The 25,588-nt window shown below is 39.5% G+C and carries 17 protein-coding genes; 12 read left to right on the top strand and 5 right to left on the bottom strand.

Annotated elements, in window-relative coordinates:
- Positions 1-438 precede the first annotated feature (438 nt).
- Positions 439-1,662: a hypothetical protein gene (locus tag DV872_RS19060; protein ID WP_114631552.1), complete on the top strand. Its 1,224-nt coding sequence runs from the start codon at positions 439-441 to the stop codon at positions 1,660-1,662.
- A gap of 109 nt (positions 1,663-1,771) precedes the next feature.
- Positions 1,772-3,487, top strand: a complete 1,716-nt coding sequence (locus tag DV872_RS19055; protein ID WP_158547062.1) for an HD-GYP domain-containing protein — start codon at positions 1,772-1,774, stop codon at positions 3,485-3,487.
- A 254-nt stretch (positions 3,488-3,741) separates the two neighbouring features.
- Here DV872_RS19055 and DV872_RS19050 read toward each other — a convergent pair whose 3' ends face one another.
- The 5 genes from DV872_RS19050 to DV872_RS19030 form a co-directional block, all read right to left on the bottom strand.
- Positions 3,742-4,662, bottom strand: coding sequence for a dihydrodipicolinate synthase family protein (locus DV872_RS19050; RefSeq protein ID WP_114631550.1), 921 nt, complete (start codon positions 4,660-4,662; stop codon positions 3,742-3,744).
- A 6-nt stretch (positions 4,663-4,668) separates the two neighbouring features.
- Positions 4,669-5,550, bottom strand: a complete 882-nt coding sequence (locus DV872_RS19045) for a carbohydrate ABC transporter permease (protein ID WP_114631549.1) — start codon at positions 5,548-5,550, stop codon at positions 4,669-4,671.
- A gap of 9 nt (positions 5,551-5,559) precedes the next feature.
- Entirely contained in the window at positions 5,560-6,537 is a 978-nt protein-coding gene (locus tag DV872_RS19040) for a sugar ABC transporter permease (RefSeq protein WP_114631548.1), read from the bottom strand.
- A gap of 69 nt (positions 6,538-6,606) precedes the next feature.
- Complete coding sequence (locus tag DV872_RS19035) at positions 6,607-8,136, bottom strand: extracellular solute-binding protein (protein ID WP_114631547.1); 1,530 nt, start codon at positions 8,134-8,136, stop codon at positions 6,607-6,609.
- 129 nt (positions 8,137-8,265) lie between these two features.
- Positions 8,266-10,446: a helix-turn-helix domain-containing protein gene (locus DV872_RS19030; protein WP_158547061.1), complete on the bottom strand. Its 2,181-nt coding sequence runs from the start codon at positions 10,444-10,446 to the stop codon at positions 8,266-8,268.
- Positions 10,447-10,958: 512 nt separating this feature from the next.
- Here DV872_RS19030 and DV872_RS19025 point away from each other — a divergent pair.
- The 10 genes from DV872_RS19025 to DV872_RS18980 all read left to right on the top strand — a co-directional run bounded on the left by DV872_RS19025 (position 10,959) and on the right by DV872_RS18980 (position 25,543).
- Positions 10,959-11,723 carry an ABC transporter ATP-binding protein gene (locus tag DV872_RS19025; RefSeq protein ID WP_114631545.1) on the top strand — a complete coding sequence of 255 codons (765 nt, stop codon included), beginning with the start codon at positions 10,959-10,961 and terminating at the stop codon, positions 11,721-11,723.
- A 1-nt stretch (position 11,724) separates the two neighbouring features.
- The gene (locus DV872_RS19020; RefSeq protein WP_114631544.1) at positions 11,725-14,088 is read left to right on the top strand and encodes an FtsX-like permease family protein; all 2,364 of its coding nucleotides are present in this window, start codon (positions 11,725-11,727) and stop codon (positions 14,086-14,088) included.
- Between the two features lie 9 nt (positions 14,089-14,097).
- Complete coding sequence (locus DV872_RS19015; RefSeq protein WP_114631543.1) at positions 14,098-15,951, top strand: serine hydrolase; 1,854 nt, start codon at positions 14,098-14,100, stop codon at positions 15,949-15,951.
- A 53-nt stretch (positions 15,952-16,004) separates the two neighbouring features.
- Positions 16,005-16,694, top strand: a complete 690-nt coding sequence (locus DV872_RS19010; RefSeq protein ID WP_114631542.1) for a response regulator transcription factor — start codon at positions 16,005-16,007, stop codon at positions 16,692-16,694.
- Positions 16,691-18,064, top strand: coding sequence for a cell wall metabolism sensor histidine kinase WalK (locus tag DV872_RS19005; RefSeq protein WP_114631541.1), 1,374 nt, complete (start codon positions 16,691-16,693; stop codon positions 18,062-18,064). Before DV872_RS19010 ends, DV872_RS19005 begins: the two co-directional genes overlap by 4 nt.
- A 219-nt stretch (positions 18,065-18,283) precedes the next feature.
- Positions 18,284-19,165: a YkgJ family cysteine cluster protein gene (locus tag DV872_RS19000; protein WP_114631540.1), complete on the top strand. Its 882-nt coding sequence runs from the start codon at positions 18,284-18,286 to the stop codon at positions 19,163-19,165.
- 393 nt (positions 19,166-19,558) lie between these two features.
- The gene (locus DV872_RS18995; RefSeq protein ID WP_114631539.1) at positions 19,559-21,841 is read left to right on the top strand and encodes an AraC family transcriptional regulator; all 2,283 of its coding nucleotides are present in this window, start codon (positions 19,559-19,561) and stop codon (positions 21,839-21,841) included.
- A 135-nt stretch (positions 21,842-21,976) separates the two neighbouring features.
- A complete protein-coding gene (locus tag DV872_RS18990; RefSeq protein ID WP_114631538.1) occupies positions 21,977-22,915 on the top strand; it encodes a sugar ABC transporter permease in 939 nt (312 codons plus the stop codon).
- The gene (locus DV872_RS18985) at positions 22,915-23,823 is read left to right on the top strand and encodes a carbohydrate ABC transporter permease (protein ID WP_114631554.1); all 909 of its coding nucleotides are present in this window, start codon (positions 22,915-22,917) and stop codon (positions 23,821-23,823) included. The genes DV872_RS18990 and DV872_RS18985 overlap by 1 nt, the downstream gene beginning before the upstream one ends.
- A 46-nt stretch (positions 23,824-23,869) precedes the next feature.
- Positions 23,870-25,543, top strand: coding sequence for an extracellular solute-binding protein (locus DV872_RS18980; protein WP_114631537.1), 1,674 nt, complete (start codon positions 23,870-23,872; stop codon positions 25,541-25,543).
- Positions 25,544-25,588 lie beyond the last annotated feature (45 nt).

Genomic DNA, 25,588 nt, shown 5'->3' with positions numbered 1-25,588 from the left:
TGATAAAACTTGGTGACACAGGGGCAAACTAAGGTGCTGTTTATAGATTTAACATAAGAATATTCAGGAAAGGATTGTGGACCAAAAAAAGAGCTGCTGCAATTTTACTTTTGCAACAGCCCCTTTTCTTTGTCTATCCAATTTAAAAGAAATTGATAAGAACATTATTCCATAGCTATCAAGGCCTGAAAAAAAATCCTGTTTCTGTCAAAATCTGGGGGTGAGGTCACTTCTCACATAATATCCTTGAATTATCAGGATATTAAAATTGGTATATAATTATATAAAATTACTATTAACAGCTATTTTATTTAAGAATAGAAATTGATAATCTTTTTCAGCCATTTATATCTCCTGCTAAGGAAATATAACCACTTATGTAACTGGGAAGCCGAGTATTTTTCCTGGAGAATGTAGACAACTTTGAGGAGTAAAGAGATGTTAAAAAATGAAAAAATTAAATCCGCAGGAAACCGGGATTCTGTAATTCTTGGTCATGATACGCTGCAGGTTGTTATTGATGCAGAAAAGAGTATGGTTCCGGAACTCAACACCCGATTCAGGGATGGGTGGATAAATGCTCACTGGCAGCCGTGGTTTAGAGCGAATAGTGGATTGCCCTGGAATAATAATGATCACTCTCCTTTCTGGAAGGTTCCTCTTTTGTATGATATAGCAGGCAATTTTCCATGTGTTCCTAATTTCGGTCCCGGTCATCAGCTTGATGAATATGATTTACCTCCCCATGGATTCACAGCATTTGAAACATGGGAACAGGATGAACCTATCAGCCTTCCCGATTCCAGGGGATATTCTTCCATCAGTACACTTAAAGAGGGGAGTCATCCCTTTCACTATAAAAAGACAGATATGATTCTGAATGGACAGAACATCCACTATACAGATCTTGAGATTACAAATACAGGTAGTAAAGAGGAGCCTTATAATTGCGGTTGGCATAACACTGTAGGCCCTCCTTTTCTTGAAAGCGGCTGCATCATTGATAATAATGCAGATAAGTTCAAGGTCGTTCCTGAGGGGGGAGAATTTGACGCTACCGGCCGGCTCGCATTTGGAGCCGAAACAGACTCTCTTGAAGCGGTACCTCTTAAAAGCGGTGGAACTGCCAACTTGAGAATTGTACCGGGCATAATAGGTTATTCTGATTTTATAACGGCAGCGGTTCCAGATAATTGTGAGCTCGGATGGAGTTCTGTTGTGAACCCCCGGCTGAAACTTGTTTATCTGTCATTTTTTACAGGGCCTGCCGCTATAAGTAAGAATGAAATACCTCTTTACTTTTATGATCTCTGGATGAACTACGGGGGACGGTCCTACACTCCCTGGGCAGCTCATGATGGCCTTTCGGATCAGACCTTCTGCCTGGGTTCTGAAAATTCGACAGGATATTATGCAAATGGTCTGAAAGAGTCTATTGAGAATGACACACTGCTGGGGCACCCAACTCACCTCATGCTTCCTCCAGGTGAAACACGAACACTTCATTATGGAACCTTATTCCAGGAATATTCGGAGGGTGTCTTGGATGAGGGAATTTCATCAGTTACATGCGGTGAAAATGAATTAATATTAACTGGCTATAATGGCAAATATATTAAAGTTCAGGCTGAATGGGATTTTAAACTACCAGCAGTATTATAAAGAACGACCTTCAGTTCTTATGGACTCAAAAGAGACCAGTAATCGTAAGATTGCCGGTCTCTTTTTACATACTAAGCAATTAGCTGGAAGGGTGAACTATAATCAAATCATGATAAGAAATTTTTTCTCAGTTTTCATAAAAGAATTTATAGATTACCGCATCTATTTAACAGCCTTATTTATAGGGGGAGTTATAAATTGGACAACCATGGGAACCCCGTTTTACAGCTGGATTCCCTTTATGGTTCCCATTTTAGTTCAGGTTTTCAGTAGAACCATGATGAAGATTCAATACCAATCCAGGGAACAGCTTCTTCTTCTGCCTTCTATGAGAAAAGATCCGGCATTTGTGATGAACAAAGTGGGGGATATTCTCTATTCTCAGGGAAATACAAAAGATTTTTTAAACAAATATGATATTACAAATTTCAATCAGTTCAGCGATGAAGATATTCTGACTGAAACTTTAAAACGTATAAGTTCCAATAATAAGATCTCTCAGGAATTATATTTTGATCCGGAAGCCTGTTGGTATGAAATTCAAAGTATGGAGAATCCTCAGCAGCCGGAAATGATTCTAGTCTGGTTTACGAACATAACGGCTAATAAAGGATTAATTAAACAGCTGAGAGAAATTCAGAAATTCAGTCAGCAGTTTCAAGTAGATATTGAAGATCAACTGGATTTTAAGGATACCTGGGCACAAATGGCAGAATTGGTAATCTCTCATCAGTATTCAAGTGTATTTATTGCAGAAAAAAAAGATAATTTTTTTAGCGGTAAAATATATAAACTGGGTGAACGGGATATTGAAAGCTCACATCTTATTAATATTCAAAAAGATTCAGAAGTCTCTCTCCTCGCCAGTCGAAAACAACATGGTCTGGTATCTGGAAACGAAGCAGATTATCCCGATAGAGAAGAGTTTTTTAAAAGTTTTCCCTTTGCACCGGAAGTTCAGAATTATCTGGATGAGCCTATTAGTAATTTTGTAAATTTCCATAGCGGGGAATTGTCAATTATAGCTTTTAACCATCAGGGTTCTATGGGGCCTCAGGACAAAATTGCCATTGAAATTCAAGTGAACACAGCATGGACTATAAATAGTCTGCAGGCCCTTGCCCAGGAGAACCGGGACAGGTTCACCCAGTCCATTGAAGGTCTCTGCGCTGCCAGTGAATTCAGTGATGAAGTCACGGGAAGGCATATCTACAGGGTAAATGAATTTTCCTCATTCATAGCTGAGAAAATGGGGTTTCCTAAAAAAACAGTGCAGGCTATATCTCAAGTAGCGGCAATACATGATATCGGCAAAGTCGCTGTACCCCATCTGGTGAAGCTGCCCCGGGCATTTACAGCTGAAGAACGCATAGAGATGCAAATGCACACTATCTATGGTGGCCAGATCTTAAATAAAATGATGGAGTATGGCAAAGAGGATGAAAATCTGAAGCTGGCCTGCACTATTGCAATCTGCCACCATCAGCAATGGAATGGGAAAGGATATCCAGGAATAAAGCAACCCGATGGGGAGTGGACTGATCTTACCGGTCGGGAACCTGCGTTCTATAACAAGTTACAGCCATTAAAAGCGGAGGAAATACCTATGGAAGCATTAGTTGTATCCCTGGCAGATAGATATGATGCTCTTAGATCAAACAGACAATATAAAAAAGGATTCACCCATAAAGAGACTCTGGAGATACTAAGCCTGGATAATCGTTCCGGAGAGACCGGTTCTGAGATATTCGGACAGCAAATATTTGAAGTATTGATGCAGAACCATAAATCTATGGAAGATATTTACGAATCTATGAAGGATTGACGATTTTTTAGTTTTGAATCTGTCCTTACAGCTCTGCAGGACCCTTCTTATAAACTTTTCGATTGATAATTCCATCAGATTCAAGCGTCCTACCATAAGTAGGTGCTTGTTTTACTGTAATTTGGTGAATCTTATTCCCCGAAAGGGTTTATAAAAAAGACACTCGAAATGAGTATCTTAATTGGGTCCACAAGGACTTGAATTGGAACAAAAACTTGTTCATAGTTCATAGTTCATAAACATCATTAATTAAACTAGAACAATAACGTACTCCATTCGTTTTTCCAATCTTGAAGACTATCTACAAGTTCCTTTGATTGATCCTCTGTCAGTGTTCCTAAAGGAGCTCTTGTTGTATATGAAATAGGAACTCCCTGTAAAGCCAATACTTTTTTTAATGATGAAAAGAAATTACCATTTTTAACAATGATATTTATTAGTTTAATTATCTGGAATTGCAAAACCTGTGCAGCGTCAATTTCCAAATTATCATAATTTTCAATCATCTTTAAAAAAAGTGGTGATGCAATATTGTAGATTGAACCCACAGCACCTTTTGCACCCATTGCCAATGCTCCCAGGAGCATTTCATCGCGACCCCACAGGATATTCAATTCAGGGTTAGATTGAACTGACTCAAAATAATCACCCATAGTCTCAAAAGTGTATTTAACTCCCGCAAAGTTGGGAATATGGGCTTTAATTTTCGGTATTAGTTTCGCAATATTCATATTAACACCATTCATGGAAGGCATATGATAAAAATAGAAGGGAAGCTCAGGTACAGCAGAAGCAATAGGGTCACACCAATTTATCAGATCATCCATATTGCTTGGTTTATAAAAACCAGGAGCAATAGATGCGACAGCATCTGCCCCTATACGACCCGCATGCAAAGCCAATTCCCTGCTTTCCTCAGCACTGCTGTGGCCCACATGAACAATTAACAGCATTTCCCGGGGTAATACCCTACGCCATTGTTCTGCTAATTGGATTCTTTCTTTACTACTGAGAGAAGCCCCTTCACCAGTTGTTCCATTAATAAAAACACCCCGGACCCCTTGTTTTTCTAAGTGTTCAGCCAGAGGGGAAACGACCGATAGATCAACAGCTCCTTCTTCCGTAAAGCCTGTTGGAGGTGCTGCGATGAGCCCCTTTATTTTTTCAATTTTCATTTTCAATTATCCTTTTACCGAACCGACCATAAAACCTTTTACAAAATATTTCTGTACAAAGGGATAAATACAAAGTATGGGTAGAGATGTGATAACAATGATGGCACCCTTAATACTTTCCGAAGGTGGTGGATTTGTATTATTTTCAGTAAGAACTGAATCCATAGTTGAAGAGACAAGTATTGTTCTCAATAGATTCTGTACTGGATACTTTGCCGAATCATTGATGAACATGGCTGCATCGTACCAGGAATTCCACTGCCAGACAGCATAAAACAGTCCTATAGTGGCGATTGATGCCAGACTGAGAGGAAGTATGATTCTTATAAAAATAGTCAAATGACTGCAACCATCTATTATGGCAGCTTCTTCCAGGGATTCGGGAATTTGCTGAAAAAAGGCCATCATGATAAAAACATATTGAGTATTGATCAGCCAGGGGAAAACGAGAGACCAAAGAGAATCAACTAATCCGAAGTTCTTAACAACAAGATATTGGGGTATGATCTGTACTGGAAAAACCAGACAGATGACCAATCCTGTAATGAGAAATTTCCTTCCCATCAGATTTCTTTTAGATAAACCATATGCCAGAGCAGCGGTTACCATAATTTGTAGGAATCCCCCGATAAATGTGCGGAAGATGGTGATTCTGAAAGCTGTAAATACAGCACTTCCTTTCATAAGAAGCATACTGTAAGCAGAAGAATCAGGATTATTTGGAACCAGAATCAAACCACTGCGGCTTAAATATTCATTTTCTGAGATAAAAGATCCTGCCAATGTGATCAAAAAAGGTATCAGAAAAAGAGCTGTTATTATAAGGAGGAATAATGTATTGGCAATACGGAATATCTTCTCTCCTGTTGAATCAAAACTAGATATCATTTTCAACCTCTACTTATACATACTTTGCTGACCGCTTTTCTTTGCAATCACATTGGAAAGAACCACAAGAACCAGGGCAAGTATTGATTTAAAAAACCCTACTGCTGTGGCAAATGAGTAGCGCATTTGTTCAAGCCCCATACGCCAGACATAGGTATCAATAATATCTGCCACGCTATAAACCCCCGGATTATACAGAAGCAGAGTTTCTTCCCAACCCTGGTTCAGAATGACTGAGATTCTCAGTATAAACATAATGGCTATGGCAAAAGAGATACTGGGAAGTGTGATATATATGGTCTGCTTTAAGCGATTAGCACCGTCAATTTTAGCGGCTTCGTAAAGCTGTGGATCAATACCCGATAAGGCTGCAAGGTAAACAATTGTTCCCCATCCAATATTTCTCCAAACTATTGCTGTAACAAGTACTGTTCTAAAATATCGTGAGTCACCAAGATAATAAATCGGATCACCACCAAGGCTTTCAACAATGGCTGGGATAAGACCATTATTCATCGTTAATAATTGAAATACCAATCCTGCTAAAACAATATTAGAAAGAAAGTAAGGCATATAAGAAATTGTCTGAATTGCTTTTTGCAGATATTTATTTCTTACTTCATTGATTAATAATGCCAGGACAACCGGACAGAAAAACTCAAAAATCATTCTCAATCCAGCCAATGCAAAAGTATTTCTCATTATATTCCAGAAATAATGTGATGAAATAAAGGATTTAAAATGCTTCAACCCCACCCATTCAGATGTAATAATTGTTGATGCAGTATCAAAAGGTGCGACATCTTTGAATGCAACAAGAGTTCCGAGCAAAGGCAGATATCTGAATAGAAGAAAGTATAGCAAACCAGGAACCATAAGTAGATATAGGAATTTATCTCTTTTGATTTTCTGCCTTATATAAAATGGATTACTGGCAGAGTTTTGTTTTTTTAAAGAAGGGGCCACTCCCCTTATAGATACGGACATATTAGCTCCTGAAAACTACTGTCCTCAACATGAGAGGACAGTAGCTGTTAGAAATTGGTTAAAAGTTGATTATTTCTGAGATTTATACATCTTTGTATGAGCTTCAATCCAATCATCCAACCCTATAGAATACAGATCATCGATAAATGAATCCCATTCATTCATTGGGCGTGCACCCATAATAAACTTGATCACTTCTTCTTCTCTCATTCTTTGAAGGTCCGCATATCCGGGAATTTCATTTTCAATGACTTTTGGATCATATACAACACCGGCATCAACAGGCATTTTTCCTCTGGAATAATCCAGACCATCAGGAGTGGCTCCTGAAGCGACGGTACCTACTCCCAGGTAGCCAAAGTGTTTAGCCATCTGAGGACTGTCTGTTGAAACTGCTCTTTCCATGGGAAGACCCATTGCAAATGCATAGTCCCCTAGGTATCCGGTTCTATCTTTAAGAATTTCGAACTGTAATTTATCTTTATTTGTCCATTTCCAGAGTTCATTCTCTGGACCCATATAAGCAACCTGATGATTTCCAGGATTAGAGTAGAAGAACTCCATGACTTTAATCACAGATTCTGCATTCTCACTTCTTGCAGAGATGAGCATACCCTCAACACCAGCAGGTTTAATGGTTTCTGCTTTTCCATACTTTCCTGATAATCCACCTTCTGGAAAGATCATATTGATTCCGGGATTATTAGATTCAGTTGTTGCATAGGGAACTGTGACATTGGAATACCAGGTAGCATTTGCTGCAACTTTACCTGATTTGATCATATCTCTGATGATATTTCGATTCAGAGAAGCAAATTCTGGATAGATATAACCAGCTTTGTACCATTCATTCATCCTGGTGACAAACTCTTTATACCCAGGCTGAAGTTCCTGAGGTTTAATTTTTCCATCACTATCTAACCAATTACTGGCTCCATACTTTGTAAAAGCACCCAGAAAAGTCTGAAAGATTCCACTGGAACCATGCTTTCCTTTCATTTCAGCCAACAAAGGAATGGCATCAGGTTCATTCTTTTTGACAATGGCAAAATACTCTTCCAGTTCTTCAATAGTGGCAGGAACTTCCATACCGTACTTTACAGCCCAGTCTGCTCTTAAAAAGAGAGGATTCCCCATAAAGGGTGTGGATCTTGGAATACCCCAGAGTATACCTTCAGGATCAGACATAGCTGCAAAGGACTCTTCTGGCCAGGAGCTGACAATGGATGGACCAAAGTCATCAACTAAATCATTCAATGGAAGAATCATATTTCTTGAGGAAAAATCAGGCCAATTGCCCCAAAATGCATCTACCTGAGCACCTGAAGCAAGTAGAAGATTCAGTTTTTGAGATTCCTGACCAACAACCGGTGCAATGACTTCAACATCGACACCAGTTTCACTAAGAATCCAGGCCCTCATTTTTGCAATAATATCAGGAGAACTTGTTGTCTCTCCACCGGCACCACTGATAACACCATTATTATTATAAACAACAATTTTTGGATTACTCAGCTCTTCCCCTGTATCCTGTGTTCCAGATGCAAAAGCACTCACTGATACTAAGAATACAGTGAATAATAAGAATACTTTTTTCATTACTTTCTCCTTTGAAAATGTTAGATATTTCACGGTACACCCGAAAGGAGAATCGGTATCTGATGATAATATGACTTTTTACACTCATTTTCTTCATGTAAAAAAAATCCTATGAAATGAATTATTGTGCTACTTAAGCAGTTGCCTGTATTCACCCGGGGTTCTACCCGTTTTCTTCTTAAAGAGTCTGATAAAATAGTTACTGTTAAAATAACCGACTTCAGATCCAATTTCCTGTATTTTTAAATCCGTTTCTTTTAAGAGTCTCATTGCTTTTTTGATTCGCACATCAGTCAGATAGTCTATGAAAGAGAGTTTCATATGTTCCTTAAACAGACGGCTGATATAGGAGGGATTAAGATTGATCTTATCGGCGATAATATTAAGATTGATATCCTGACCGCACTCTTTATCAATATATGCAATAATCGTCTCGATCTTCTTATTCTTTTTCTCTTCAGAGAGGTTCTTGATCTTACCAGTCACATCCTTCAGAAGGGTGATCATCCAATTGTTAATATCTGTGATAGTCCCCAATGATAAAAGCTCTCCAAATGGATTTTCTTTTGCAATAAGCTCATCTGAGTCCAAACCAAGATCATTGATGGCATTGTAAATCTCATTCAAAGCTGTGATGTATATTTGCTTAGCCCTTCTATAGCTCAATGTGTTTTTCAAATTTGTTAAGTCATGATAGATTTCATTCATAAAATGGACAGACTCTTCTGAATTGCCCCGCTTGATACAATCTTTTAAAAGACTTATTTTCGTCCCAAAATCATAAGTAGTGATTTCTGTTTCACCAATTTTCAAGTCTTCATAAAAAATAGCATGCCCTGTATCTGCTAAAGACCTAAGTCTAATAGCATCTATTGCTTCAGAATAGGACTTATTCAGTTCAAATACAGTTCTTGCTGGAGATCCGATTCCAAATGTAAATTGCATTGACATCTGGCTTGTGAGGGAATTGATAAGGTCTTCAATTTCTATAGAAGATGATTTTAAATCAGAATGGGGAAGGTTGAAAATTATGCAATATTCACTTGAGGAGATCGACAGATATTCTCCAAAAAAAGTTTGGAAGAAAGTATCCTGAAGAATCTGTTCAATTTCTAATCCCAGAATGACTCTATCAGAAATGGAGAGGGATCGACTGTCGGAATTATCAGGTTGAATTATGATAACTGCAAGATTTTCAGCACTCAATGGAGAGTCAATATATTTCAAGCGATCTAAAATATCACTAATATCATAACTATGACTGCTTAAAAGACGCTTCAGGAAATCTTTACGATAAGCAGGAAGACTTTCTCTGAATTTCTCTTCAAGTTTTTTTTCTCTCAATTCAGATGTCTTTAGAGTTTCCCAGATCAAGCCCAGATCTTCATTTTCAGAAGCAGTATTTGTCTCATCATCCTGATTTAGCGTTCTTACATAAGTGGATAAGTTTCTAATTGGTTTATAGAGTTTCTGACTGAGGTAATAGGCAAGCAATAGTGATAATGGGAAGAACAACATAGACAGTATGAAGATACGAATCCGATATGGACTCAATACTCTATTAAGATTCTTAGCATCAGTTGCTGAATACACTGTCCAACCCAATGGATCAATCTTTAAACTGCTTATCAGAAACTCCCTGTCATCAATTAAAAGAGATTCAGATTTTGAAGCTGTATTATTCTCTGCCAAAATAGATATCTTATTAATTATCTGACTGTCTTTTGAGGAATATAAAAGAGGTTTCCCTTCCTTTGAGAGAATAAAAAAGATATTATCCGGATCCCAACCAACATTACTGATGATTTTCCGATATAGGATTTCTGCATCAACATTTATAATAAAGGGAATATCTTCTTCAATATTTTCCGAAATGATAGAAATGATATTCTTTTGACTCTGGTCCTCATTTTCTATGGTTCTGATTGACATTATATAAGGCAGTAATTCACTATTTTTCACAACCTTATACCAGGCTTTATCAGGAAAAGACTCAAATGACTGTGGAAGCCTCCCATTTTTGAAAACGATATTCCTTGATGAATCTAAGAAATAAATAGATTCAATAAACTCATTAGAGAGAGTCATTGTTTCAAGAGTATCATAAATCTCCCCTCGAATATTAAGGTATTCATAAAGCCTTCTATAATCCTGATCACTGTAGTTGAAAGAGATGTCACTGAACTGCTCGAAATATTTTTTGTCTGAAATTCTAACGTAGTCATTAAATATGTTATCAATTGCAAGCAGGTTTGAAAAATCAAGAATATTATCAATTACAATTTCCAGAGAGTTACTCATTAATTTCATATAAAGGAGATTAGTTTCTTCTGCTTTCCCTCGAACCAGGGCCAAAGAGCTATTTGAGTAATAAAATGTCATTACTGTAGATGGGATCAATGAGATTAAAATAATACTGATGAGAATCTTATAATAATAGGGATTCTTTCTATTGTTCCTTTTTTTGCTGAGAGGCTTCATCTGTTCAATAATATTACCATGAAACAAGAAAAATATGATCAAAATAAAGATAAAGGATTTCTAAATGGGATTCTCCGAGAACAGCAGAAAAAGGAGTATCATATTATGAATCATGCCATATACAGCTGCAAATGACCTGTAAAACCGGTTCCTGAATCACACAAACTGAAGCCATTCTTGATCTCATCTGTTTAGAACCAGATTTACCACCAAACCGATTCTCTTTAATCCGGGAAAATACAAATACTGATGAAGTCTTAATAAAACCTTAAGAATTTGAAAAGCCTTCAGTAATCTCTTTCCTGTATGTTTAATGTACATAAAAAGAATCGGGGGAAGAGATGGTAGGAAAAAGTACGGTAATCGAAACTAAAAATCTCTGTAAATCATATTATGCTTCTCAAGCTGGTGTTCATGTACTGACAAATTTGAATATCGAGATTTATAAGGGTGATTTCACCATGATTATGGGGGCTTCGGGCTCGGGGAAGACGACCTTGCTGTATGGGCTTAGCGCTCTCGATAAAATCACTTCGGGAGAAGTCTTTTACAGTGGAACAAACGTACACAAAATGACTGAAAAAAGCCTTATCGATTTCCGACGGAAAACGATTGGATATATTTTTCAGGGAATCAATCTCATCCCCTATCTATCTTTATTGGAGAATGTTTCAGTTATAGGAAAACTGGTATCAAAGAACGGAAAGGATGTTATCTCTCGATCAAAAGAGATGCTCTGTAAATTCGGTCTGGAAAACGAAATGTATCGTATCCCAGCTGAAGTTTCAGGTGGACAGCAGCAGCGTGCCGCTGTAGCAAGAGCTCTTATCAACAACTGCGAGGTTCTTTTTGCCGATGAGCCCACTGGTGCGTTGAACACTTCTCAAGGTGATAACCTTTTGGATACCCTGACCACAATAAACAACAATGATAAGAGTATTGTCATGGTAACTCACGATTTAAGAGCCGCCTGCCGGGGTAACAGAATTATTTATTTAAAAGACGGTAAGGTTCATGGCGAGTTATCACTTCCTCCGTTCAATAATGATAATTTAGAAGAGCGGGAACATACCGTGTATAACTTCCTGCGAAAAAGAGGGTGGTAATATGAAATCTGTTATATCACTATGCAGAGGTTTGTTAAAAAAACAGATCAAATCAAATGTTATGATAGCAGTTATCTTCATCATCTGTTTTACCTGTATTGCAACGGCAATCGCAACGGTAAATGCCACAGGTTCAATGCTGAATGCAGTTATAGAACAGCAGAAGTCAATGCATGAACTGGCTCATTTTTCATCGGATGACTATCCCGACTTCCTGGAATTAGAGAAATGGTTTCAAGAGCACGAACTTGTGGAATCTGCTCAGTTGAGTGCAGCTAGTTCGCTACAGGATAGGATTAAGATAGGCGAAAAAAATATGGGTGGGATGTTTCAGGAGATGAGAGAAGATTCGGTGATGGATTTCATCACAGTACTTGAGGGCAACGTTACGGAATATCCCGCCCCTCAAACTGTCTGGATTACCACGGGTTTCGCGAAGAGAGATGCCCTTGGTCCTGGAGATGAAATCCTGATTCCCAATGGAGCAGATATTCTCAGCTATACAATAAGTGCTGTTGTACTGGATCCTCTGTACAGTTCAACCCTGATTAACCCATCACGGATATGGGTGAGACCAGGTGAACTGGCAATGATGAAGTCATTTTCATCACTGGATAATATGGTTCTTACAATCCGGTATTATAACCCGAAGGATAATAGAAAAGTATGGAATGATTTTTCAGATTGGAACGGAGCAGGGTTCACAGGTAGGTTATTAGCTTACCAGGATTATCATCTTGTTACATCTATGGCCACAACAATGATGGTCACTGCTGTATTTGTTATTGGAATTCTGTTATTGATCATCTGTCTGATTGTACTTATGTTTATGGTGACCGGGGATATCTCAAATCAGTATAAAAACCTGGGAGTGTTAAAAGCCTTGGGCTTTGCATCAAATCAGATAATGAGTGCGACTATACTGCAGTATCTGCTGCTGTTAATGGCAGGAATTCCTCTTGTATTTTTTCTGAGCAAGATCAGCACCCATGCCATAATTATCCAATATGCTGATTCCCTGGGAATAAGAGATATCTCTCTTAGTGTTTTCCCTTCAATGCTGATAGCCTTACTAATAGTAGCTGTTTTTATTATTCTTTCGGTAAGCTTCGCGACGGTTCGGGTAAAAAAGATTAAACCTGCTATTGCTATCAGGTACGGCAGCAATGTGACAAAGAGCCATGGGAAAAGTTTCTTTACACTGAAAAATACTTTTACATTCAATTCCGCTTTGCTTATCAATCTCAAACAAAGTGCAGGAAATGTAGGAAAGCTTCTATTTTCTGCTGTTATACTCTTTGTGCTTACCTTTACCATGTTTTTCGGAATCGGTTTTCGTGAAACTTTCCAGACATTCTTTTCTAAAACGACCCCTATGGGCTTTCCCGATTGTGATCTGATCGTTGTCTGCAACAACGAAGGGTTCTTCGGATACAATTCCGATGAAGTATATTCCTACTTGTCCCGGCAAACCGATTACCAGAATCTGGTCCGCGGTTATGTTCCACGGGACTCCATCTCTATTGTTCTTGAAAATCAGGATGATTACGGGGTGACAAGCTACAGCGTGCTCGGGGACTACGATGAATATGGTCTGTATGCCATTGAGGGAAGAAACCCCATTGGGATCAATGAGATAGGCATTACCCAAATTACCGGAGAACAGACAGGAAAGGGAGTTGGCGATATCATTGACCTCTCAATTAATGGACGAGTAATCCCTTTCACGGTTACAGGTACTTACCAGGGAACAAACGATATGGGGAAAGGAGTTCGCCTGACCTTTGAAGCATTACAGCAGTTTGATCCGACTATTAAACCGAACTGGTTTTTTATAGATTATCCTGATGGCTTTGATATTAAGGCAGCTGAAAAGAAATTTGAATCGGTAATGGGCGGGTATATTGAGATTCAGAATCCGAAAGAGTTCCTTGCTTCAATTTCACAGCCGATTATTCAGTCAACATCAGCAATGATGCTGGCTCTGGTAGTTATCTGCGCAATAGTATGTGTCATAACTCTGTTCAACTTTACCATTTCACACATATATAAAGAGAGAAAAAATTATGGAATTCTGATAGCCGGTGGAATGGCCCCGGGACAAATCATCGGTCAACAGATTTTGAACATTGTAACAGTCGCCACTATCGCCATTATGGCAGCCCTGATTGTGGTGCTCAGCACCATGGCTCCCTTGTTGTCACAATTATTTAAGAGTACAGGTATCTCTGATATAACTCTTGTTATTGATCCGATGCAGATGATTTTGGCAGCAGTGCTGACCTACGCTACGGGCATAGCCGCAGTTTTTTTAGCGACGCGGCAATTGAAGAACATCAATTTGCGAGAATTGGTAATTGAATAGGATAACTATATGAAAAATATAAAATTGATTTGTACAGTACTGACTTTTATAGCCCTTGCTGCTTTCCCACTGTCGGCTCAGGACAAGGCTGATGAGATGAATGAATATCTGCAGTTTATATTTACTGAGACCGGTATACCCGGAATGGCTGTTTCTGTGATTCAAAATGGAGAACTCTTCTTTGAAAAAGGCTATGGGATTGAAACAATCGGAAACAATCAGAGAATGACTCCGAATTCAGTTTCCGCGATCGGTTCAGTGGCTAAGACATTTACCACAGTCGCGGTGTTACAGCTTGCAGAGCAGGGAGAACTTGCTCTTGAGGATAAGGTGATCGATCATCTGCCGTGGTTTAGAACGTTGGAAAAGGAGAAGAGCGATCAAATCACCATTGGAATGGTTCTCTCCAACTCCAGCGGTATGCATGATAATTCGGTGCATTATTCATGGTTTGTTGAAGATCTGGATGAAAACTCGGCACGTGATATGGCGATGAGTCTTGCTTCGGAACAATTGCTCTTTGATCCGGGAGCCGGTTTTAACTATTCCAACTCCGGTTTTATTCTGGCGGGATTAATTATCGAAAAGATCTCCGGTCAGAAGTATGAAGAGTATATAGAAGAACATATTCTTGAGCCTCTTGGAATGAAAAGCAGCACAACGGACATTAAAGACTTTGATGAACTCAATGTGCTGTACGGAAATGTCCCTTATTTCGATGGTTATGTTCCTGCAGGGGGCATAAAAAATATTTCTGCATATGCGGCAGGAACAGAGTTTCGTTCTACTACCAATGATATGACAAAATTTATGTCTTTGTTTTTAAAGGGGAATGAAACTGCAGCCACAAAGATATTGAGCTCAGAATCACTTGAAATAATGAAACAAGCGAAAGTCGATTTCAAGGTTTTCGGTGAAGATCTACAATACTGCATGGGATTGATTCTCTATCCCGAAGAACAGTTATATTTACACGGAGGCCAGACCCGGACGATGTCGAGCATGATGCTGATAGATCCGATATCTAATTGCGGTATAGCAATTCTCTTCAATGTCAGTGATATCAATTCGGAAATCTATAAAATTAGTGAAATGCAAATTGCATACAATGTCAGAAACATACTTAACGGTAAACCCCTTAGTAGTAATTTCATTGAAGACGATCGAAAGCCCGATTCATACGATCTCCCCGAGCAAGTGATAGACAAGTATCTGGGAACATTTTCCAGCCGGGACGGACTTGTCAGAGGGAAGATACAGAAAATTGACGGCCTACTCTATTTGGAACAGTCAAGTGCCATGGGAACTCCTACCTATATATTGGATTTTGAATCTCCCTTAACTGCTTATGTTTACAATTCAGTAGAATCTGGAAAAGTAAAATTCGAGCAGGATTCCAATGGGAATATCCTATCATTATTTTCCCCGAGAATGGGTTATTTGATCCATGAAAAAGATGAACACTATCCAGGTTACGGTCAGGTAACCTTTAATGAGAGTTCTTTTATTCTGCCCGGGGGAATTGAGGCGGGAGAGCGGGAAGGCACTATCTATATCAACTATCTTGATTCAGTGATTAAAATCGAAAAGGGGAATGAGAATTTTTCGGAGCAGTTTCTACAGGTATGCATGAGAAAAGGATCCGTCATCAGGGAAACCGCCGAGAGGTTTGAATGGATAAACGGATATAAATGTTTTCAGAAAAACTTTGTCATTCAGAAGAATGATGATTACTTTGTCGGGATAGGCGTCTATATGAATAAGGGATCTGAAATAGTATCAATCTCAACGATTACGGAATACTCCCTGGGAACAGCGATTACTCGGGATATTATTCATAAGATTATACTCTCCTATGACTGAGAATGTTTTTACGATATTGTCCTTCTCCATGGTACAATAGGCACTATACGATTATGAAGATACTTATTGTTGATGATGAAGCAGAAATAATCGCCATTCTCAAAAACTATTTTGAATCTAATGGTCATATTGTGATCTCTGCCCGTACTGGCAGGGAGGCAATTATCAGACAGCAGAAAGAACAGCCTGATGTCATAATTCTTGATGTAATGCTCCCCGATATCGACGGTACAGAAGTATGCCGCACAATTCGCAGTACATCAAATGTTCCTATTCTTATGCTGAGTGCCAAGGGAACTGACCTTGATCAGATTCTTGCTCTTGGATTAGGTGCTGATGAATATGCGACAAAACCTTTCAGCCCTTCGGTTATACTCGCAAAAGCGAGTGCCCTGGTACGGAGATGTGAAGGAAATGCCGCGACATTGTCAAAGGGCTCCAGGTATAACTGCGGGTCGCTCTTTATTGATAGCGACGCTCACGTTGTGAAAGTGGACAATGTAATTGTGAACCTTGCCCCCAAAGAGTTTGTTCTATTGCTTCACCTGATTCGAAACAGGGATAGAGTATTTACCAAGGAAGAACTTTTCGATCTGATTTGGGGTGATGAATTTGGTGACATTTCTACTGTTACTGTACACATTCGAAAAATTCGTGAAAAGATAGAGATCAATCCGCCAGAACCGAAATTTATTTCAACAGTCTGGGGTGTGGGATATAAATTCTCAGGTTATGAGGAATGAAGCGCTTACCGCTGTACATCATTATCATCGTAATAATGTGTAATATTGTGTTTTTTTTCATAAATCTGAAAAACGGGAATAATCAGTATGTTTATAATTATAGTCAGCTGAGGGCATTCACTTCCGGTATTGAGGGATTGGTTCTTGAGAATAACCACAATTTACTTGATTCCGAAGTCGCTGATGAAATTGAGGCAATAACACAGGAGAAAGGGATCAAGCTCATCATATCTGATGCTGCCGGTTTAGTTTATTTCAATAACGAAAATCAAAGTACAAAGATAGGATTAAAAGAATCTCTTTTTTTTGACTCCTATTACGAAATGACTCATGATTCCATACGCCTCAGCGATGTCGTTGTTCTGGACGGTTCAGTTAAATACTTCCTTATATATATAATACCTTCGAAAATGGCCGAGACCCTGTTTCAATCCAATAATTATGCTGCCATTGGCTTCTATCTGCTCTCGGCAGCAATAATACTCTGTCTTGTTTTTCTCTGGATTTGGTATAATAGGATTTATCATAAACCCATAACTGAGCTTAGAACTATGGCTTTGACCATTGCCAGAGGAAACTGGGACTGTACACTTCCCGAGTCCGGAGCTGCGGATGTTTCCCTTTGTATCCAATCCTTTGATCTCATGAGAAAAGAACTTAAAAAATCGATTGAAATAAGAAGTGAATATGAACAATCGAGAAAAGAACTTGTAACCTATATTTCCCATGACCTGAAAACACCGCTTGCGATCATTAGAGGATATGTGGAAAGCATCATGGATGGTGTTGTCCATGAAGATCAGATTGAATTGTATCATAGGGGTATTCAGCAAAAAGTGATCGAGATGGGGAAATTAATAGAAGATCTTTTTGTACATTCACAAATGGAATTGAATGAACTTTCTATAAATAGAAAACCCCACTACCTGGATGTATTGCTTGAAGAAATCCTCGCTTTGACACAACCCTATGTTGAGCTTCAACATAGAAAGCTGGAACAACAGAGGCCCTACGCAAAGGTTCTTCTTAATGTAGATAAAGAACGGATTGAACAGGTGCTGATGAACCTTATCAATAATGCCGTAAAGTATTCCGATGCTGGCTCTACAGTTTCAGTCTCAGCAGAAGCTGATTCAGAAGCAGCCACCATTATTGTGCACAATGACGGTAAAGGGATAAGCAGAGAAGAATTGCCTTTTATTTTTGAAAAATTTTACCGGGGAGACAAAGCCCGAAATAGTACCAATTCCGGTGCCGGAATCGGTCTTGCGGTGTGTAAATACGCCATCGAAGCACACGGCGGCACCATTCGTGCTGAGAGTAGATCCGGTCTCGGTACTAAATTCACAATAATGCTGCCCATTGCTTAAAGATGACATAATCGCGTCTACAGGGACTTGGACTTGAGCAAGATCCTTATGGGATTTATATAAGTCCGTCCATATGGAATAGAGCCGATTCCCTTTTTGGTAACTGAGACTTTATTTATGTCTGGTATTATTTTGCACAAAAGAATAAGGTACTCTCAAAATTGTTTTTGAACCGACAATTGTAATGATCTCACATAAAATACAAAAGGAAATACAATCATGTCTGTCACTACCAAACTCACATTAACTGAGAGCCTGCCACTCAGCTGCTCACGTTCCGGCAGCTGCTGTTTTGGCAAACAGGTCTATATCAATCCCTGGGAGCTGGCATGTATGGCCCAGGCAAAAGAACTGACTCCTAAGGAGTTTAGAGATCACTACTGTGAATTTGGTGGAATCCGTTTGCGCTTTGATGGTGCATCCAGCTTTAAAGGGATGTCTGCCTGTAGTCAGTACATCACGGATTTTGGATGCAGCATACACTCTGGCCGGCCCCTTGTCTGTCGTTTATACCCTCTTGGCCGCCAGAAACAGAATGAGAAACAGCACTACATGTTCCAGGGTCAGGAATTCCCCTGCCTGGCAGACTGTCCGGAGGTTTTGGATTTACCTCAAATGCGTGTCACAGACTATATTGCAGGACAGGCTACAAAGAACTTCGAGCTGGCTCAGGATGAGTATCTTGAAATAATGCAGAATTTAGCCGATGCCGCCTTTGTCCTTCTCCTGGAAAGTGGTTTGGCCGAATCAGGTGACCGGAAGACACTGAATCTCTGGCGAGAGATGGGAAGTGAAGAACCTGAGCTCCTGGCGAAGCGGCTTGGACATGAGTGGATAAACCGGCTGATGCTCCCGGCATTAGCCGATTCCTTAGATGATCCCAAAGCTTTCTCACAAAGGCATTACGACCTGCTCCTGGGAGAAGCTGAAAAATCATTGACCGCACTGGAAACGCTCACCGATTATAGTAACAGTTCGGGATTAATGATGGGACTGGCCCTGCATTTAGGGCGAAGTCTTGGTGCTAGACCTTCAGAACTGGCGGAACACTGGATTACAACGGCGAAAGAACATGGAGCCCAAATTGACTCCATTATCTGAATAGTAATTGCTAGCAGATTGTAGTAACTCTTTTGGATGAAGGAGTATATACTACATCTGCATGACGCAGACATGATTCACCACTGAAGAAGTTATCCAGCAAGAAAGCGGAATAGACCACCTGAGTAGGCAGCGACAGGACCAAAACAGATGTGGAAGACCGTGAGTTATTTCTTTACATCTACGAGCAGGAAATGATTCCTTTACTACTAATTACCGTTCTCATTCCTACTGAGAAAAATCTCTCTGAGTTTAAATCACATTCATTTTAGTAAAACTGTAACTTCTATAATGAAAAAAGCTACAAAAGAATATGATGATTTATATCCTTGCCAAGAATCACAATGAGGGCTAAGCTTGTTTAAATTAACAGTTACTCATGAGACCTAATTATTGACACTAAATAAAAAAGACAAGATCTATATATCATTTCTAACCTCATACCTGCTTCTTCTGTTGCTTGTTTTAAGCTTGGGGGCCATCTCTTATTTTGCAACTCTACGCATTGTTGAGAAAGATACCAATGAAGCCAATATGGCTCTTCTTGATAAGAGTCGTCAAATAATCGAAGGCCGTTTTTCTGAAGTTGAAAGAATATTAAATCAGTTGGCCATGCATCCCCAGATAACCCGAATATCTTATTCAGAGAATCCAATCGATGGTGGAAACTCCCTCATTCAGATTAAGGATGTCAGAGATCTTCTTGCTCAGTATCAGATGCAGGATAGTTTTCTTGCTTCCCTGCATCTGTTTCTTTCCGAAAGTAATATCATCATAACGAGCAGGGATATCTACCTTCGTAAGGATATTTTTTATAGCCATTTTTTTAAATATAAAAACCTCACTGCAGCCGAATGGGAGAATCTTCTATTCTCCGAGATACACAGCGTCAACTATCATCCTCTAAGCAATGTCAAAATCAACTGCGAACAGGAATCAGTACTGGTGATCTCTCAGTCCTTATTTATCAAAGGATACGGACTGACTAATTCAGCAGTTATAACTGCATTTATCCGTGCAGACACAGTCTCAAGCCTGCTGGAATCGTCACTTCTTAAGGGTTCGGGAGTCTCCATGATTCTAGATAAAGACGGACAACTTATAGCCGAAAGCAGGGACCTTTCTTTTTCACTGGAGCCTATCATCACTGCAGTTCAGCAAGGTGATTCAGAAACCGTTATTCAGGACCAGCGGATGATCCTCTCCTCAATTTATTCTGAAGAGAGAGGCTGGACCTATATTACTGCTGTTCCCAGAAAAATTGCGCTGTCAAAAATAGTAGTGCTCAGAAGGTACTTATTTCTTTTTATTACCATAAGTCTGATGACAGGAATAATCATATCAATTTTCCTTGCCCTCAGAACCAGTGCGCCCCTTAGGGAAATCAGGGGGATTTTATCACATCGCAAGGATCTGTTGTCTGATGAAAATTCCCTGAATCGTTTTCCCGGAGCTGTTCAGGAACTCTTGAACAGAAACAGCTCATTCAGAGAGAGGATATCACGCCAGACAAGCTTACTATATGCATCTTTTCTCGAGAATCTCATCATGGGTAATTTTGAGGATGATCATCAGGTGGAACAAGCATTCTCAATACTTGACAGATCAGCCATGCAGTTTCCCCAGGCACTATTATGTGTAAAGATTATAAACAGATGCGGAAATAGTGATTCACCTTATTCTGAGGCTCTTTTATCTTTTAGATATATTCTAAGAACCGTCTCTGAAGAACTTGTCGGGGGTAAGGGAATCTGCCACGATACCGGCTTTGATACAATGTTGGTTCTATGGTATTGTCCCGAAACAAAATACCGTGAGGCTGTGGAAAAGCTGGCTGAGGAAATCACAGCCCTTATGAGCAGCTGTGACGGCTGTCAGCTGATATTCTCATCGGGGCACCGTGCAGATTCATTCTGTGATGTCGCCCGTACCTATAAGGAAGGAATTACTGCTCAGAACTATCTGTATCCTGTTCTTAAAAATAATATCAGGTGGTTTATGGATATCCCTGAAAAAGGGATTCCCTACTACCCTCTGGAGCTTGAGAAATGCATTATCAACAGTGTAATAGCCGGAGACCTGAAGGGTACTGAAGAATTCCTAATACAATTAGAAGAAAATAATTTTACGGTCATCTCTATCAGCTATGATGCACAGCAGCAGTTGAAAAGTGATCTTCGCTCTACATTACTGAAGATTATTAACCGTATGGAACTGATTGAGAATGAGACCATCGGACTACAGAAAAGCATGACGGTTCTGTTCTCATCTTATACTGTTGCCACTTTTTTTATGAATTTGAGGTCTCTCCTCAGCGTATTGGCAGATCAACGGAATATTGGAAAACACAGTCACAATGACGTCTTAAAAAATAAGCTTTTAGAATATATTAATAATAATTACTGTGATTCTCAGTTTTATCTGGCAGAAGTCGCAGACAACTTCAAAATGTCAGAAGTATACTTATCCCAGTTTTTCAAAGAACAGACAGGTGAAAATTTCTCAACCTATCTGGAAAGACACAGAATAAACAAAGCCAAGACCCTTATGAAAATAGATGAGAAAACTCTATCCGAAATTTCAGTACTCTGCGGATATAATTCTTCTCAGGTATTTAGGCGTGCCTTCAAGAGAATTGAAGGCATATCACCCAGCCAATTCCGAGAAAACTCTTAGAATTTGCACCCTTGTCTTAAATAAAGTTCGCCTCCAATCTAAGATTTTGCCCGCCCTACTTAAAAGAAGTCCTCTATGCGTATAAAAATTCCCAGCTCATACTGAAATCCAATAATTACTTATCGAGGATTGTTTATGCATGGAACAGCGGCACTAACCGCATCTCATAGAAAAAAAGTCTGGAAGAAGATTAAAAGACATTGGCAGTATTATCTTCTCCTTCTCCCACCCCTACTCTTTCTCCTGATATTTCATTATATCCCGATGACAGGGTTGGTAATGGCTTTTAAAAAATTCTCTATTCATAAAGGGATTTTGGGTAGTCCATGGGCTGGTTTGAAATATTTTAGACAGTTTTTCTCATCACCTCTTTGCTGGATACTGATCAGGAATACTATAGGAATCAGTCTGTATACTCTGATCGCCGGCTTTCCACTACCCATATTACTGGCACTTGGGGTCAATGAGCTTAAGGGAGAAAAATTTAAAAAAAGTGTTCAGATGATTACCTATGCTCCCTACTTCATTTCAACCGTAGTAATGGTTTCCATCGTAATGCAGATGCTTCACCCCAGAACAGGTCTGTTAAACATTATGATCACAGCCCTGGGAGGAGAAGCCATCAACTTTATGGGCGAAGCGTCCATGTTCAAATCCATCTATGTATGGTCGGGAATATGGCAGTATACAGGGTACAGTGCTATTTTATACATTGCTGCTCTGGCAGGTATCGATCCCACTCTCTATGAAGCAGCTAAAATGGATGGTGTTTCTCGATTGAAACGGATTATCTATATCGATATACCCGGTATCATACCAACCATTATTATATTGCTCATACTGAATGTTGGAAATCTGATGAATATAGGTTTTGAAAAAATATTTCTCATGCAGAATGATCTCAACCTGGTTTCCTCTGAAATCATCTCGACCTACATTTATAAAGTTGGATTAAGACATGCTCAGTTTAGTTTTTCTACTGCCATCGGTTTCTTTAATTCAATCATCAACTTTACTCTTCTGGTTACCGTCAATCGCCTGGCCCGAAAGTACAGCGAGGTATCCCTATGGTAATGCCCTGGAATAAACAAAAGAATACTATCAAAGAGAGTAAAGGTGACAGAATATTCCTGACAGCCAACATACTGTTTCTTTCAATTGTCATGCTGGTCGTCCTTTATCCTCTTATCTTCATCGTATCATCTTCCTTCAGTTCGACTGCTGCCGTAACATCCGGAAAAGTTTGGCTGTTTCCTGTTGAACCTAGCCTTGCCGGATACAAGGCAATATTCCGTAATAACCAGATTCTCTATGGGTACGCGAATTCCATATTCTATACCGTGGTAGGAACGGCTGTGAATATAATTTTCACCATCATGGCCGCATTCCCTTTATCGCGTAAAGATCTGTATGGAAAGAATCTTATTATGTTCCTTTTTACATTCACAATGCTTTTTTCCGGTGGTCTTGTTCCTTTCTATATGGTTGTTTCCAAATTAGGCATGTTAGATAAAAGAATCGTGTTGATACTACCGACTGCATTGGCTGTATTCCAAGTCATCATAGCCCGAACTTTTTTTCAAATATCAATTCCAGAAGAATTGGCTGAAGCCGCAGAAATCGACGGCTGTGATGATTTTGGATTCTTAATCAAAATAGTTATTCCGTTGTCAGGACCAATAATAGCCGTCATCGGTCTTATGTATGCAGTCAATAATTGGAATACTTATTTCAATGCATTGATATTCCTGAAATCAACAAAACTATTTCCCCTGCAGATGGTGTTAAGAAATATTCTGATCCAGAACAGTTTTGATCCTAATATGGTAAAGGATCCAGTTTCCATGATGGAAACACAGGGGCTCAGAGATCTTCTCAAATATGCCCTGATTGTAGTAGCCAGCGTTCCTGTTTTGTCGATATACCCCTTTGTACAAAAGTTTTTTGTGAAAGGCATGCTTATCGGATCTATTAAAGGTTAATCCTCGAGTTTCTCGAGATAGATTATAAATTCAAAGGAGTTTAGTAATGAAAAGTAAGAGATTTAGTATCACTTCGCTGATTCTCGGCGCCCTGATGGCTGTATCGATGGTACCCGGTCTTTTTGCCACCGGCCAGCAAGATGCCGGCGAGACAAAAGAGGTCATGGTCAATCCTGCCGGTCAGTTTCCAATTGTGGATGAAAAAATCACACTTTCGGCATTCATCGAACAGAGAGCCCTTGTTGAAGATCTGAATACGAATGATACAACTGTTTTTATGGAGGATAAAACAAACATCCATCTGGATATGCTTATTGTCCCTACTGAAGCAATTGCGGAAAAAAAACAGCTTCTCCTTGCCAGTGGTCAGTATCCTGATATTTTCTTGTCGGGTTATTTCACAAATGAAGATATTATGAGATATGGCCCCAGCGAGCAAGTGTTTGTGCCTCTAACGGATCTTATCGATAAATATGCACCAAATATCAAGAAAGCAGGAGAAGATATCCCTGGATTTCTGGAAAGTCTAACGGCTCCCGATGGAGAGATCTATGGCCTTCCAACCATAAACGAGTGCTACCACTGTTCTTATAACCCTAAGTACTGGGTTTATAAACCCTGGTTGGATGCTCTGGGCATGAAGATTCCTGAAACAACCGAAGACTTCTACCAGATGCTTAAAGCCTTTAAGACACAAGATCCCAATGGTAACGGAATCCAGGATGAGATTCCTCTAAGCGGTTCTCCCAACGGCTGGTATTCCAAAACAGAACACTTCATCATGAATGCTTTTGTATTTGACGATGGTGGATCAGTGGATCAGGAGTATTTTTTCCAGGTAAACAATGGAAATCTTGATTTTGTAGCCGATACCGAAGGATGGCGTGACGGGCTTCGTTTTATGAACAGACTGTATAATGAAGGACTGTATGATCCCGCATCATTTACTCAGGATTATACTCAGCTCAGAGAGATGGGAAATAATTCTGATGCAGTGATTCTCGGCTCATCAGCCGCCGGTCATCCCGGAGTTTTTGTCACCATTTCTGAAGAAATACCACGTCATAAGGACTATGTGTCCATTCGTCCTCTGACAGGTCCCTCAGGTGTACAGTATTCTGTACCGACCCCTTTCAAGGCTGTAAAAGGCGCCATGTTCACCATTACCGACAAGTGCAAAAACCCCAAGGCAGCTATCCGTCTGGCTGACTATATGTACTCCTTCGAAGGAAGCATGCTTCTGGATGTAGGAATTGAAGGAAAAACCTGGAAAGCTGCAGACATAGGCAAAAAAGATTTCAGTGGAAACCAGGCCGTGTGGGAACAGTTGAGTGATTATATGGAAATTGATAATACATCCTGGAAGGAAGTCGGCCCCTCCTTCAGATCCTTTGCCAGTGTCAGAGGAACTAAGGCACAACCTCAAGATCCCATGGCGGCAGACGGTTTCGAAACCCGTCTATTTCAGGAAACAAATAATAATTATGAGCCCTATGCTCCCAAAGAAGTATTTCTAGGAGATACATTCCTGGGGCTGGAAGAAATAGAAGAGGCAGCTCAGCTTCGTCTGCATATTGTAGACTATGTTAAGCAATCAATGATCCGTTTCATTATCGGTGATTTGGACATTGAAAAGGACTGGGATAACTATGTTCAGAGTTTGAAAGATATCAATGTCGATGAATATGTATCTGTATACAGAAATGCTTATTCAAATTGAATCTTAACAACACATAATAGATAAACACATACCTCGAAGAGGAGC

It is taken from the genome of Oceanispirochaeta sp. M1, assembly GCF_003346715.1.
GTDB lineage: Bacteria > Spirochaetota > Spirochaetia > DSM-2461 > DSM-2461 > Oceanispirochaeta.
This window is presented reverse-complemented; position numbering and strand designations above follow the sequence as displayed.

Coding starts and splice junctions, on each gene's coding strand:
- DV872_RS19000 (WP_114631540.1), top strand. CDS start 18,284: ATGTCTGTCACTACCAAACTCACATTAACTGAGAGCCTGCCACTCAGC.
- DV872_RS19040 (WP_114631548.1), bottom strand. CDS start 6,537: ATGTCCGTATCTATAAGGGGAGTGGCCCCTTCTTTAAAAAAACAAAAC.
- DV872_RS19030 (WP_158547061.1), bottom strand. CDS start 10,446: ATGAAATTAATGAGTAACTCTCTGGAAATTGTAATTGATAATATTCTT.
- DV872_RS19045 (WP_114631549.1), bottom strand. CDS start 5,550: ATGATATCTAGTTTTGATTCAACAGGAGAGAAGATATTCCGTATTGCC.
- DV872_RS19025 (WP_114631545.1), top strand. CDS start 10,959: ATGGTAGGAAAAAGTACGGTAATCGAAACTAAAAATCTCTGTAAATCA.
- DV872_RS18985 (WP_114631554.1), top strand. CDS start 22,915: ATGCCCTGGAATAAACAAAAGAATACTATCAAAGAGAGTAAAGGTGAC.
- DV872_RS19055 (WP_158547062.1), top strand. CDS start 1,772: ATGATAAGAAATTTTTTCTCAGTTTTCATAAAAGAATTTATAGATTAC.
- DV872_RS18980 (WP_114631537.1), top strand. CDS start 23,870: ATGAAAAGTAAGAGATTTAGTATCACTTCGCTGATTCTCGGCGCCCTG.
- DV872_RS19005 (WP_114631541.1), top strand. CDS start 16,691: ATGAAGCGCTTACCGCTGTACATCATTATCATCGTAATAATGTGTAAT.
- DV872_RS19010 (WP_114631542.1), top strand. CDS start 16,005: ATGAAGATACTTATTGTTGATGATGAAGCAGAAATAATCGCCATTCTC.
- DV872_RS19050 (WP_114631550.1), bottom strand. CDS start 4,662: ATGAAAATTGAAAAAATAAAGGGGCTCATCGCAGCACCTCCAACAGGC.
- DV872_RS19060 (WP_114631552.1), top strand. CDS start 439: ATGTTAAAAAATGAAAAAATTAAATCCGCAGGAAACCGGGATTCTGTA.
- DV872_RS19035 (WP_114631547.1), bottom strand. CDS start 8,136: ATGAAAAAAGTATTCTTATTATTCACTGTATTCTTAGTATCAGTGAGT.
- DV872_RS19020 (WP_114631544.1), top strand. CDS start 11,725: ATGAAATCTGTTATATCACTATGCAGAGGTTTGTTAAAAAAACAGATC.
- DV872_RS19015 (WP_114631543.1), top strand. CDS start 14,098: ATGAAAAATATAAAATTGATTTGTACAGTACTGACTTTTATAGCCCTT.
- DV872_RS18990 (WP_114631538.1), top strand. CDS start 21,977: ATGCATGGAACAGCGGCACTAACCGCATCTCATAGAAAAAAAGTCTGG.